The organism is Acidovorax sp. SUPP3434, assembly GCF_030159015.1.
Classification (GTDB): domain Bacteria; phylum Pseudomonadota; class Gammaproteobacteria; order Burkholderiales; family Burkholderiaceae_C; genus Paracidovorax.
The window spans coordinates 529,515-542,197 of record NZ_BQXL01000002.1 but is presented as its reverse complement, the minus strand read 5'-3'; the positions used below and the strand labels follow the sequence as shown (position 1 = coordinate 542,197).

Sequence of the window (12,683 nt, the reverse complement as noted above, 5' to 3'; positions counted from 1 at the left end):
GCTGCACTGCGGGAAAGGCCTGTTTTGCTATTATTTTCATAGCATAACACCCTAGTATCGATTGTTCCGAAGGCCATTTTCATGCAAAAAGGCATGCGGGCCTCACTGCACCGACAGGAACACCCATTTGCGGTCCCAGTTCGTGCGGCCCAGGTATTTGATGGCGAAGGCGTAGCGGCCGGGGGGCAGCGTGTCCTGCGTGAGCGTCTCCTGCTGCACCACGGCCGGGCGGCCGCCGATGCGCACGTCGGGGCTGGCGACGTGCTCGGTCTCGCTCTCCAGGTTCTGCCCGTCGAGGGCATACACCGTCACGTCGGCCTCCTCGCGGGGCTCGCCGACATGGGCACGCCCGAACGCGTTGGCGAACGTCTCCACATCGAGCGCCGCGGCCCTGCCCAGGGGGCGGCGCACGGTCCAGTACACGTCGCGCACGCCACCGTCGAGGGCGCGCAGCTGCGCCCGCAGGCGTTCGAACTCCTCGCGCGTGGCGATCACCTCCACCGGCTGGCCGCCGATGGTGGCGTCGAAGCAGCGGCCGATGCGGTCGGCGCAAGGCGCGCGGTCGAAGTAGCCCGAGGCATAGGACGGCGCCGGCGTGCTGCCCGCAGAGCGCGGGCCCTGCGCGCAGCCTGCCAGCACGGCGGCGAAAAGGACCGTGCAGATCCCCGCCGCGAGGCGGGCGCGGCCCCGGGTGCGGCCCGTCACAGCCGCACCGGAATGCCCCGCTCGGCCATGCGCGCCTTCGCCTGGCCGACGGTGTATTCGCCGTAGTGGAAGATGCTGGCGGCCAGCACGGCATCGGCCCCGCCCTGCTGCACGCCGTCGGCCAGGTGGTCGAGGTTGCCCACCCCGCCCGAGGCGATCACCGGCACGCTGACCGCGTCGCTCACGGCGCGGGTGAGCTGCAGGTCGAAGCCGGATTTGGTGCCGTCGCGGTCCATGCTGGTGAGCAGGATCTCGCCCGCGCCGCGCCGCGCCATCTCGGTGGCCCATTGCAAAACGTCCAGCCCGGTGTTCTTGCGCCCGCCGTGGCTGTACACGTCCCAACCTTCGCCCCGCGCCTGCAGGTCCTCGCCCTGGCGGCGCTTGGCATCGATGGCCACGACGATGCACTGCGCGCCGTACTTGGCCGAGGCCGCGCTGATGACATCCGGGTTGGCGATGGCGGCGGAGTTGAAGCTCGTTTTGTCGGCGCCCGCGTTCAGCAGGCGGCGCACGTCTTCCACCGTGCGCACGCCCCCGCCCACGGTGAGCGGAATGAAGACCTGGCTGGCCACGGCTTCGATGATGTGCAGGATGAGGTCGCGCCCGTCGCTGGTGGCGGTGATGTCCAGGAAGGTCAGCTCGTCGGCGCCCTGGCCGTTGTAGCGCGCGGCGATCTCGACGGGATCGCCCGCGTCGCGCAGTTCGAGGAAGTTGACGCCCTTGACCACGCGACCGCCGGTCACGTCGAGGCAGGGAATGATGCGTTTGGCAAGCATGGGAAGTCCGAAGAAAGAAACGGGTGAAGGGGCGGCTCAGCCGGCCCCCAGGCGCTGCCAGCCCGACCAGCCGGCGCCGGGCGCCAGGTGCACGGGTTGGTCGATGCAGGCGGCTTCCACGCACACCATGTGCCGGTAGCCGTCGGGGGGCAGGTCGGCCAGCTTGGCGCACAGCGCGGCGCCGGGGTTCCAGACCACCGTGTTGCCCCAGGACGGGCTTTGCGCGAGGGTCAGCGCGTGGTCGCTCGCGTGCAGCCGAAGTGGCGCGGGCGCGGCCGAGAAGATGCAGTCGTATTCGCCGTCGAACGCCACGGGGCCCTGCTGCACCGAATGCACGTCGGCCACCGAATCCCAGCGGGCGCAGCCATCGAGCCCCTCCACGCGGGTGGCGGCGATGTCGCTCACGCGGTAGTAGCCGTGCAGCGCAGCGGTGAAATCCCACGCCGTGGTGCCGGTGTTGCGCACCGACAGGTCGAGCAGAAGGTGTTCGGCGGACAGCGCCACCGTGAGGCGCGCCGCGAAGCCGTGGGGCCACCAGGCCCGCGTCTCGGGCGTGTCGTCCAGCGCGAACACGGCGCGGGCCACGGGGCCCTCGCTGCCGCTGTCGCCATCGGCCTCGCGGCGCGCCACCCGCCAGGGCAAGGTGCGCGCGAAGCCGTGCTTGGCCAGGGGGCCGCGCTGGTTGAACTGGGGAAAGCACACGGGAACGCCCCCGCGGATCGGCGAGTGGCCGTCCAGGGCGGCGCGCGGGCTCAGGAAGAACCGCTCGGCGCCATCGCGGCCGGTCCAGGACAGCACCTGGGCGCCCTGCAGCGCGATGGTGGCGGTCTCGCCCGTCGGCAGCGCCAGCTGCAGCGCGGGCAGGCCATGGAAGGTCACGGAGCGCGCGGAGGGCGGCACGGGCGGAGTGGCGGTCATCCGGCGATTGTAGGAGCCCGCCACGCGCCGGGCAGGGGCGCGGGGCCGGTGGCGGGGCGGCGTCCCGCATGCAGCACAATCGCGGGTTTTCCCCAAATCGGTGCATCGCCGGATCCCCCTTTCGGGGCCCGCCGACCGCGCCCTGTCACCCATGCAGCCCAAGAAAAGAAAGCTCCCGCCCGCGGTTGGCATCCTCGTCGCGATGGCGCTCGGCATCGTGATCGGCCACCTGATCCACGCCAACGTGCTCCAGCCGGAGGAAGCCGCGCGCATCGCGGGCTACATCTCCATCGCCTCGGACGTGTTCCTGCGACTCATCAAGATGCTGATCGCGCCGCTGGTGTTCTCCACCCTGGTGGTGGGCATCGCCCACATGGGCGATGCGTCGTCGGTGGGCCGGGTGTTCGCCAAGGCCATGGGGTGGTTCCTCACGGCATCGCTGGTGTCGCTGCTGCTGGGCCTGGTGCTGGCCAACGTGCTGCAGCCGGGCGCGAGCATGGGGCTGGCGCTGCCGGATGCGGGGCAGTCCGCGCACCTGGCGACGTCCAAATTCACGCTCAAGGACTTCGTGAACCACCTGGTGCCGCGCTCGTTCGTGGAGGCCATGGCCAACAACGAGATCCTGCAGATCGTGGTGTTCTCGATGTTCTTTGGCATCGCCCTGGCGGGCCTGGGCGAGAAGGCCCGCACGCTGGTGCGCGGCATCGAGGAGCTGTCGCACGTGATGCTCAAGATCACCGGCTACGTGATGAAGTTCGCCCCCGTGGCGGTGCTGGCGGCCATGGCCGCCACCGTGGCGGTGAACGGCCTGGGCATCCTGCTGAAGTTCGCCGTGTTCATGGGCGACTTCTACCTGGCGCTGGTGATCCTGTGGGCCGTGCTGATCCTGGCCGGCTACCTGGCCCTGGGCCGGCGCATCATCGTGCTGCTGCGCCACATCCGCGAGGCGTTCCTGCTGTCGTTCGCCACGGCCAGCTCGGAAGCGGCCTACCCCAAGCTGCTGGACGCGCTGGACCGGTTCGGCGTGAAGCGCCGCATCTCCAGCTTCGTGATGCCGATGGGCTACTCGTTCAACCTCGACGGCTCGATGATCTACTGCACGTTCGCCACGCTGTTCATCGCGCAGGCCTACGGCATCCACCTGCCGCTGGAGACGCAGGTGACCATGCTGCTGATCCTGATGCTCACCTCCAAGGGCATGGCGGGCGTGCCGCGCGCCTCGCTGGTGGTGATCGCCGCCACGCTCAACCACTTCAACATTCCCGAAGCGGGCCTGCTGCTGATTTTGGGCGTGGACACCTTCCTCGACATGGGCCGCTCGGCGACCAACGCGGTGGGCAACTCGATCGCCGCCGCGGTGGTGGCCAAGTGGGAGGGCGCGCTGCTGTCCGAGGAAGAGGCGGCCGTGCACGCCGCCACGCTGGACACCGAGCCCGATGCGCCGCGCGGCGACGGCGTCCCGGCCCAGGCGCCGGCCTGAGCCCGCGGCGCGTCAGAGCGTGCGCGCCGCCCCGTCCTGCCAACGCCAGGCGTCGGCGCACATGAGGTCCAGGCCGTGGTGGGCCTTCCAGCCGAGCAGTTGCTCGGCCAGCGCCGGGTCGGCCCAGCACTGGGCCACGTCGCCCGGCCGGCGCGCCACCACGCGGTAGGGCACCGGGCGGCCGCTCGCGCGCTCGAAGCCGCGCACCATCTCCAGCACCGACACGGGCCGGCCCGTCCCCAGGTTCACGGTGAGCAGGCCGGGGTGCTCGCGCAGGTAGCGCAGCGCCGCCACGTGGCCGTCGGCCAGGTCGCACACATGGATGTAGTCGCGCACGCCCGTGCCGTCGGGGGTGGGGTAGTCGTCGCCGTAGACGCTCAGGCTCTCGCGCATGCCGACGGCGACCTGGGCCACGTAGGGCAGCAGGTTGTTGGGCACGTCCTGCGGGTCTTCGCCGATCAGGCCGCTCTCATGGGCGCCCACGGGGTTGAAGTAGCGCAGCCGCGCGATGCGCCACTGGCCGGGCTCGGCCGCGTCCACGTCGGCCAGCACCTGCTCCATCATGAGCTTGGTCCAGCCGTAGGGATTGGTGGCCGACAGGGGGAAATCCTCGCGGATCGGCACCGAGGCCGGTTCGCCGTACACCGTGGCCGACGAGGAGAACACCAGCGACCGCACCCCCGCCTTCTGCATGGCCCGCAGCAGCACCACGGTGCCGGCCACGTTGTTGTCGTAGTAGGCGAGCGGCTGGCGCACCGACTCGCCCACCGCCTTGAGCGCCGCGAAATGCACCACGGCCTCGATGGGGTGCTCGGCAAAGATGCGCGCCAGCAGGGCCTCGTCGCGCACGTCGCCCTCGATGCACTCGGGCGTCGCACCCGTGATGCGGGCCAGGCGGTCCAACACCGAGCGGCGGCTGTTGCCGAAGTTGTCCAGGATGAGATAGGGAATGCCGGCGGCTGCCAGCGCGACGCAAGTGTGGGAGCCGATGAAGCCGGCCCCGCCTGTGACGAGGATCACGAAATTTCTCCTTTTTTGAAACCGGATGCCCGAGCCCCGCGTACCGTGCCGGGCGCCGCGCGAAAGAAGTCGGCGGGAAAACACAAAACCCTGCCAGCCGTCAAGATGGGGAAATGGAGCCGTGCTGGTATTTAACCCGGTGCGGAACTTCGGTGTGGAATATGCACATATGAAACCTATTGTTTCGATTGTTTTTCTTAATGCAGGGGTGTATCCGTCTCCCTTTTCCGCGCCAATGTGTCTATAAGTAGCAACATTCAATCGGAAGAGTCACCGCTTCCACGATGCCAGGCCCAATGATCCGAACGAGATCCCCTGCATCCGAACCGCTTCATCTTGTGCGTCCCCACCCTCGACCCATCGTGCCAACCACGCTTCGACTGTTGTTTTTAAGCCTATTCCTGGTGCTGCCGGCCTGGGCGTTGGCCGCTGCGCCGGCGGTGGCGCTGCACTACGGTCCGACCGCCCCGCTGTCGGAGCTGAAGGTGTTCGACATCGTGGTGGTCGAACCCGGCCATGGCCAGGACCCCGTGGCCTACCGCCAAGGCGGCAGCGAGCTGTATGCCTACGTCTCGGTGGCGGAAGTGCAGTCGTCCCGCCCCTATTACGGCGACATCCCCGCGGCATGGAAGCTGGCCCGCAACGGCGCCTGGAATTCCGAGGTGATCGACCAGACGCCGGCCGACTGGCCCGAGTTCTTCGCCTCCCGCGTGGTCGGCCCGCTGTGGCAAAGCGGCTACCGCGGCTTTTTCCTGGACACCCTCGACTCGTACCGGCTCGCCAACCAGTTCGACGAGGCGGCGCAGCAGGCCGGCATCGTCCGGGTGATCGAACTGCTGCACCAGCGCTTTCCGGGCATCAAGCTCATCCTGAACCGCGGCTTCGAGGTCGTGCCGCGCGTCAAGGACAAGATCCAGATGGTGGCGGCCGAGTCGCTCTACCAGGGCTGGAACGCCGGCGCCCAGCGCTACGAACCCGTCAAGGCGGAAGACCGCGAATGGCTGCTGGGCCAGTTGCGCACGATCCGCGAGCGCGACGGCCTGCCGGTACTGGCCATCGACTACGTGCCGCCCGCGGACCGCGAGCTGACGCGCGCCACGGCACAGAAGATCAAGGACCTGGGCTTCATCCCCTGGGTGACGGACAGCCAGGTGCACACCGTCGGCATCGGCAGCATCGAGGTGGTGCCGCGGCGGGTGCTGGTGGTCTATTACGGCGGCGAAAGCCCGGCGCTGAACTACGCCGCAGCCCACCGCTTCCTGCAGATGCCGCTCAACCACATGGGCTACGTGGTGGACTATGCGGACGTGCGCAACGAACTGCCCGCCGGCGTGTACCAGGACCGCTACGCGGGCATCGTGACGTGGTTCTCCGGCTTCCTGCCCGAGACCCGCACCAAGACGATGAACCAGTGGTTGCAGGCCCGGCTGGCCGAGCGCACGCCCCTGGCGGTGTTCGGCAACTTCGGCTTCGCGCTGGACCGCCAGCTCAACGACAAACTGGGCATCCAGGGCAATGCCTCGCCACCGCGCGGCACGCAAAAGCCCGTGGTCCAGGACCCGATGATGGGCTTCGAGATGGCAGTGGAGCCGGCGGCCCGGGCGCAGTTCGAGCCCGTCATGCGCAACGGCGTGCCGGTGCAGGCGGGCCGCTCCCTGGTGGAGTTCAAGGATCAGCGCGGCCAGTCCTTCGTCGGCGGCGCGATCATGCCCTGGGGCGGCTTCGTGGTGGACCCCTTCGTCGTGGTGGAGGTGCCGGGCACCGACTACGCACGCTGGGTGGTGGACCCCTTTGCCTTCCTCACGCAGGCGCTTCGCCTGCCGCCCATTCCGGCGCCGGACGTGACCACCGAGAACGGCCGCCGGCTGATGTTCTCGCACGTGGACGGCGACGGCTTCCCCTCCCTGGCCGAACTGCCGGGCAGCCCCAACGCCGGGCTGGTGCTGCTCAAGGAAGTGTTCGAAAAATACCGCACCGTGCCGCAGACCATGTCCGTGATCGAAGCCGAGATCGCGCCGCACGGCCTGCACCCGGAGATGAGCAAGGAACTGGAGGACATCGCGCGGCGCATGTTCCGCATGCCCCACGTGGAGATCGCCAGCCACACCTACTCGCACCCGTTCCTGTGGGACCGCAGCGTGCGCCACGGGCTGTTCAGCGAGAACTCGGAAGCCGCCATGAGCCTGGACGTTCCCGGCTACACCATGGACCTGAAACGCGAGATCGTGGGCTCGACCGAATACATCAACACCCGGCTGGCGCCGCCGGACAAGAAGGTCAAGATCCTGCTGTGGTCGGGCGACACCGCGCCCGGCGCCGAGGCGCTGGAGATCACCGAACGCGCGGGCCTGCTCAACATGAACGGCGGCGACACGTCCATCACGCGCACCAATCCCTCGCTCACCGCCGTGGGCGCGCACGGCATTCAGAAGAACGGCTACCTGCAGGTGTACGCGCCCATCACCAACGAGAACATCTACACCAACCTGTGGCGCGGCCCCTACTACGGCTACGAGCAGGTGCTGCAGAGCTTCGAGATGACGGAGACGCCCCGCCGCATCAAGCCCGTGGACATCTACTACCACGTGTACTCCACCACCAAGCGCGCCGGCCTCAACGTGCTGCGCAAGGTGTACGACTGGGCGGTGGCCCAGCCGCTGCACCCGGTGTTCGCCTCGGAGTTCATCCGCAAGGTGCGCGACTTCCACACCTACGCGCTGGCGCGCGACGGCGCGGGCTGGCGCGTGCGCGGTGACGGCGAGCTGCGCACGCTGCGCCTGCCCCCCGTGCTCGGCACGCCGCTGGTGCAGGGCAGCCAGGGCGTGGCGGGCTACCGCGCCGGCGCCGAGGGCACCTACGTGCACCTGACCGGCGGCGCGGCGTGGGTGCAAACCCGTGGCGCGGCGGCCGAGGCCGCGGCGCCTGCGGCCACGGCCAGCGCGCCCGCCGCGCTGGCGCAAGGCCCTTACCTGTTCGATGCCAACGGCCGGCTCGGCGACTGGAACGTGCGCGACCAGGGCGCGCGCACGGAGTTCACGCTGAAGGCCTACGCACCGCTCGCGTTCAGCGTGGCGGCGGCCGGCAACTGCCAGGTGCGCGCCAACCAGAAACTGCTCACCCCCACGCGGGCGGCCACTCCGGCCGGCCCGGATGTCCAACAATTCCGGATCGCCGATGCTGCTGCGCAAATCCAGCTCCAGTGCCCAGCCCGCTGAGCGCCCCGTCCTGGCGCCTTCGTGGCTGATCGCCCTGCTGGCCAGCATGGTCGGCGGGGGGCTGTGGCTGCTGTATCCCCGCCAGGATCTGGAGCGCCGGCTGTCCGAGACCACCGACATCGCGCTGTCGGTGGCCTACCTCACCAACCTGCTGCGCAGCGATCCCGACAACCCCCGCCTGCGCCTGCTGCTGGCGCAGCGCCAGATCGCCGTGGGCGAAATGGCGGACGCGCGGGCCACGCTGCAACCTGCGCTGGATTCCAGCGACCCGGAACTGCACCGCGACGCGCTGTGGAGCCTGTGGGACCTGTCGTACGCCGAGTACCAGCGCACGCCCGAGAAGGAAACCGAGCGCCGCAAAGCCCAGCGCGAGGACCTCAAGCGCCAGCTCCAGGCCCTGGCCAAGGAAAAGTGGCCCGCCGACCGCCAATTGCTGCTCGCCCGCCGCGCGGCCGAAATGGAAGACCGCGCCACCGGCGTCGCGATGAGCCGCCAGCTCGCGCAGGAGGCCAAAGACCCGCGCGAGGCCGCGCGCCTGTATGAGCGGGCCGCCAAGGAAGCGCTGGGCACGGGCGACTACGCGGGCAGCGCCGAGCTGTACATGCTGGCGCGCCAGGTCACGCCCGACCCGGAACAGGCCAAGGCGTACTACCTGGCCGCCGTGCGCACGCTGCAGTCGGGCAACCAGCCCGTGGCCGCCCTGGCCCTGGCCGAGCGCGAGATCGGCCCCCTGGCCGACGACCCGCAGACGCTGCTCATGATCACCAACCTGGCCCGAGCCGCCGGCAAGCCGGCGGTGGCGGACCGCTATGTGCGGCGCCTGCTGCGCATCTCGCTCAGCCCGCCCTGGCCGGCACCACCCAGCGCGTTGGCTCAGGGCGACGATGCCGAAGCCATGCGGCCCGTGGGCGCCTTGCTGCGCCCCCTGACGAGCGCCCCTGCATCGGCCGCGCCGCTGCACCGGTACGACGACGGCGCCCACCTGATGGTGCCGCCGTGGCTGCGCCTGCAAGCACCCGACACCGTGCCCGCCGGACCCTGGCGCCTGCAGCGCATGGCACAGGCGGCAGAAGCCACGCCCGCAGCAGCAGCCGCCGCCGCACCGGCCACCCCTGCCGCGCGGCCCGCGCCGCGCAACGTGCCGCCGCCCGGCCTGCCTTTCGACGACAAGATCTACACGCTGGGCTACGAGGTGTTTCTCGAAAACCGCAAGCTGGACGACGCCTGGGCGCTGGCCAACGCCGCCGTGCAGCAGCAGCCGCAGGACCTCGCGTGGCGCGAGCGGCTGGCCCAGGTGTCCGAATGGACGCAGCGCCCCGCCCCGGCGCTGGAGAACTGGCTTTTCATCGCCCGGCAGACGCAGAAGGAAGCCGCCTGGCAGGCCGTGCTGCGCCTGGCGCCGGGGCAGTTCGACGACGGCGCCCTGGTGCTCGCCCTGCGCCACCAGTTGCGCAGCCGGCCCGACGACTTCAACCTGGTGCGCGCGCTGGTGGATGCCTATGAGCGCATCGGCGAGCCGCAGCCCGCCATCGACTACCTGAAGGACCACGCCAAGAGCCCGCAGGCGGTGGAACTGCTGGCCAACCTCGCCGAACGCGCAGGCCAGCCCACCCTCGCGCTCGACAACTGGCGCCGCCTGCTGGCCGACAAGGCTCAGGTGACGCCTGCCCGCGCCATGCGCGCGGCCATCCTTGCCCTCACCCACGGCCGGCCCGACGAAGGACTGAAGTGGCTGGAGACGGCCCAGCAGCAGCAATTGCCCGCGCAGGACATGGAGACCGACTTCTGGCGGCTCACGGGCCAGTTGGCCGAAAGCCGCGAGCGCAACGACTTGGCCGTGCAGGCCTACCGGCGCCTGGTGGAAACCAAGGGCACGGATGTGTCGGACTTCGATGCCCTGGTGCGCCTGCTCATCACCGACCAGCCGCTGGAGGCCGCGCGCGTGTCCGTGCTGGCCTGGCAGCGGTTCGACGAGCCGCGTTACCTGGTCGAGGCCCTGGCGCTGTACTCGGGCCGCAGCCGGTGGGAGGCGTTCGGCCCCCTGCTAGCGCAGCTGGACGCGAGCCCCACGGCGACCCGGCGCTCGCTGGCGCGCTTGTGGCAGATTCCCGAGTTCCTGCGGCTGGCAGGCACCTACTACCAGAACACCGGCAACCTGCCCGAGGCACGCCGGCACTTCGAAGCCGGCCTGCGGCTGAGCCCCGATTCGTCGGAGATGCGCCAGGCGCTGATGTGGCTGTTCATCGACAGCAACGATGCCGTCTCGCTGCGCACCCTGCTGGCCACGCAGGAGCGCAGTTGGGCACGCAACAGCGATGTGCACGATGCGCTGGCGGCGGCCTACCAGGCCCTGTCGCTACCGCAGGTGGCGCTGGACCGCTACCTCACGCCACACCTGCGGGAGCACCAGGACGACTTCCTGTGGCTCATGAACTACGCCGACGCGCTGGACCAGAACCAGCAGTCCGACCGCTCGTGGCGGCTGCGCCGCGAACTGCTGTCGCGCGAATGGAAATCGGTGCGCAAGGGCGATGGCGGCGTGCGCCTCACGCCCGCGCAGGCACGCCAGCGCTGGCTCACCGAAGAAGGCCTGGACCAGACCCGGCGCATCGCCCGCACCCGGCTGTTCCTCACGCAGCGGCCCGGCGACCCCTCGGTCGACGTGCTGCGCGAACTGCTGCGCCTGGACCGCGACGCCCAGGGCGGCATGTCCAACGCGGCGGCCGAGACGGCCATCGGCTGGCTGCAGGACGCCGGCGAATACACGGCCGAGCGCGGCTTCCTGTGGCACCAGTACGCCCGCAGCCGCGGCGTGCGCAGCAACCGCCCGCTGTGGGCCGAGATCACGGTCGCGCTGGCCGAAGACGACAAGGCCGCCACCGGCCAGCTGCTGCAGGAGTTCGACGAACGCCTGCCCCGCTACGACCGCGTGAACGCGGCGCGCGCCGTGAACGACATCCGCCTCGCGCAGACCGCCGCCTTCGACGCCCAGCAGGACCAGCACGACGACCAGCCCCTGCACCTGCACCTGCAGCTCACCGAAAGCCTGCTGGCCTTCAGCGACCACGCGGGCACGAAGCTGCAGTTCCAGCAGCTGGGCGGCATGGACGAGAGCGAGGCCGACGCGGTGTTCCACATCGCCATCAGCCCGCGGCTGGCCATGGACGTGAACTTCATCAGCATCCGCCGGCATGCCACCAATGCGCTCGTGGTGCGCAACCCACCCGACGAGCGTGCGCTGGACGTGCAGGTGCGCTGGCGCCATCCCGACGGCGAGACGATGTTCCGCGCCGGCCGCCGCGAGAGCTTTCTGGCCTACACGCCGCTGCAGGTCGAGCACGAGCAGCGCATCGACAACCGGCTGACCCTGCGCATGGAACTCGGCATGCAGCTGCCCAGCCAGGAAAGCCTGGCGCTGCGCATCGCCGGCATGAAGGACCGCGCCGGCGCCAGCCTGCGCTACCAGGCCACGCGGCAGGACCAGTTCACCATCGGCTATGCCGACGAGCGCTACACGCTGCAGACCGGCGCCTCGCTGGGCAGCGGCCGCCACACGTCGATCAACTACACGCACACCTACCGGCAGGAGACGCCGCTGCTGGAGTTCGGCGCGTTCTGGTCGCACCACGATTTTTCGCGGCGCGACCTGAGCACGCTCGCGCCGCGGGACCTGGAAGTGCGCCGCTACGTACCCGTGAACGCCGGTCCGCTGGGGCAGGACTTCTTCCTGCCCGAGAGCTTCAGCTTCTATGGCCTGCAGGTGTCCACCAACATGCGCTACGAGCAGGAATACACGCGCGCCCTGCTGCCGTTCGCCACGGCCAGCCGCACCTGGCACAGCGTGCTCGGCCCGGGCTACGAACTGCGCCTGGGCATGGCCGGCAGCGTGCTCGGCTCCGATCACCTGGGCCTGAGCTGGGGCGTGGGCAAGTCGGGCCTGCAGCTGCAGGGCCTCACGCGCAGCCTGCTGTTCACCTACCGTCTCCATTTCTGATGTCGTCTCCAAAGGAATCCACCATGCAACACCACCGCACCCTGCTGCAACGCCTGCAAGTTTTCGCCGCCGGCGGCGCCCTGCTGCTGCTGGCCGCCTGCTCCACCATCGACCGGGGCGAGCCACCCGCGCTGGAGCGCAATGCCACGTGGGTGGTGCTGCCGTTCGCCAACCACACCGAGACCCCGCTGGCCGGCAACCGCGCCGAAGCCATTGCGCAGGCCCTGCTGCATGCGCGCGGCGTTGGCCGCATCCAGCGCTATCCCACCACCACGCAGCAGGAAGCGCTGTTCGATGCGGGCGACGCCAAGCGCCAGCAGGAAGTGCTGGCCTGGGCACGCGAGCAACAGGCGAAATACGCCCTCACGGGGGCGGTGGACGAATGGCGCTACAAGGTCGGCGTGGACGGCGAGCCCGCTGCGGGCGTGACGCTGCAGATCATCGACGTGGCCTCCGGCGACACGATCTGGAGCGGCACCGGCGGCAAGAGCGGCTGGAGCCGCGAGGCCCTCTCCGGCGTGGCGCAGAAGCTGATCCGCGACCTGCTGGATTCCGGCCTGTCCCGAGCCCGCTGA

At 69.9% G+C, this 12,683-nt stretch carries 8 protein-coding genes; 4 read left to right on the top strand and 4 right to left on the bottom strand.

Annotation, left to right across the window (positions count from 1 at the left end; genetic code table 11):
* Positions 1-102 precede the first annotated feature (102 nt).
* Genes AVKW3434_RS06165 through AVKW3434_RS06155 form a run of 3 tightly spaced genes read right to left on the bottom strand, consistent with a single transcriptional unit; the run spans position 103 to position 2,399 of the window.
* Positions 103-705, bottom strand: a complete 603-nt coding sequence (locus tag AVKW3434_RS06165; RefSeq protein ID WP_284405144.1) for a hypothetical protein — start codon at positions 703-705, stop codon at positions 103-105.
* Positions 702-1,481 (bottom strand): imidazole glycerol phosphate synthase subunit HisF, encoded by a 780-nt coding sequence (gene hisF, locus AVKW3434_RS06160; RefSeq protein WP_272551361.1) that lies wholly within the window; start codon positions 1,479-1,481, stop codon positions 702-704. The genes AVKW3434_RS06165 and hisF overlap by 4 nt, the downstream gene beginning before the upstream one ends.
* Before the next feature lie 36 nt (positions 1,482-1,517).
* On the bottom strand, positions 1,518-2,399 hold the full coding sequence (locus AVKW3434_RS06155) for a D-hexose-6-phosphate mutarotase (RefSeq protein ID WP_284405143.1): 882 nt from the start codon (positions 2,397-2,399) through the stop codon (positions 1,518-1,520).
* Positions 2,400-2,550: 151 nt separating this feature from the next.
* Here AVKW3434_RS06155 and AVKW3434_RS06150 point away from each other — a divergent pair, with 151 nt between their 5' ends.
* Positions 2,551-3,879, top strand: coding sequence for a dicarboxylate/amino acid:cation symporter (locus AVKW3434_RS06150; protein WP_284405142.1), 1,329 nt, complete (start codon positions 2,551-2,553; stop codon positions 3,877-3,879).
* A gap of 12 nt (positions 3,880-3,891) precedes the next feature.
* Here AVKW3434_RS06150 and galE read toward each other — a convergent pair whose 3' ends face one another.
* A complete protein-coding gene (gene galE / locus AVKW3434_RS06145; protein ID WP_284405141.1) occupies positions 3,892-4,899 on the bottom strand; it encodes a UDP-glucose 4-epimerase GalE in 1,008 nt (335 codons plus the stop codon).
* Positions 4,900-5,261: 362 nt separating this feature from the next.
* On the opposite strand from galE, the gene AVKW3434_RS06140 reads away from it, so the two are divergent.
* The 3 genes from AVKW3434_RS06140 to AVKW3434_RS06130 are packed head-to-tail and all read left to right on the top strand — an operon-like array spanning position 5,262 to position 12,683.
* The gene (locus AVKW3434_RS06140) at positions 5,262-8,114 is read left to right on the top strand and encodes a bifunctional glycoside hydrolase/polysaccharide deacetylase family protein (protein ID WP_502869033.1); all 2,853 of its coding nucleotides are present in this window, start codon (positions 5,262-5,264) and stop codon (positions 8,112-8,114) included.
* Complete coding sequence (locus AVKW3434_RS06135; protein ID WP_284405139.1) at positions 8,050-12,108, top strand: tetratricopeptide repeat protein; 4,059 nt, start codon at positions 8,050-8,052, stop codon at positions 12,106-12,108. The genes AVKW3434_RS06140 and AVKW3434_RS06135 overlap by 65 nt, the downstream gene beginning before the upstream one ends.
* A 23-nt stretch (positions 12,109-12,131) precedes the next feature.
* A complete protein-coding gene (locus tag AVKW3434_RS06130; protein WP_272567619.1) occupies positions 12,132-12,683 on the top strand; it encodes a penicillin-binding protein activator LpoB in 552 nt (183 codons plus the stop codon).

Coding starts and splice junctions, on each gene's coding strand:
- hisF (WP_272551361.1), bottom strand. CDS start 1,481: ATGCTTGCCAAACGCATCATTCCCTGCCTCGACGTGACCGGCGGTCGC.
- AVKW3434_RS06155 (WP_284405143.1), bottom strand. CDS start 2,399: ATGACCGCCACTCCGCCCGTGCCGCCCTCCGCGCGCTCCGTGACCTTC.
- AVKW3434_RS06150 (WP_284405142.1), top strand. CDS start 2,551: ATGCAGCCCAAGAAAAGAAAGCTCCCGCCCGCGGTTGGCATCCTCGTC.
- AVKW3434_RS06135 (WP_284405139.1), top strand. CDS start 8,050: ATGTCCAACAATTCCGGATCGCCGATGCTGCTGCGCAAATCCAGCTCC.
- AVKW3434_RS06130 (WP_272567619.1), top strand. CDS start 12,132: ATGCAACACCACCGCACCCTGCTGCAACGCCTGCAAGTTTTCGCCGCC.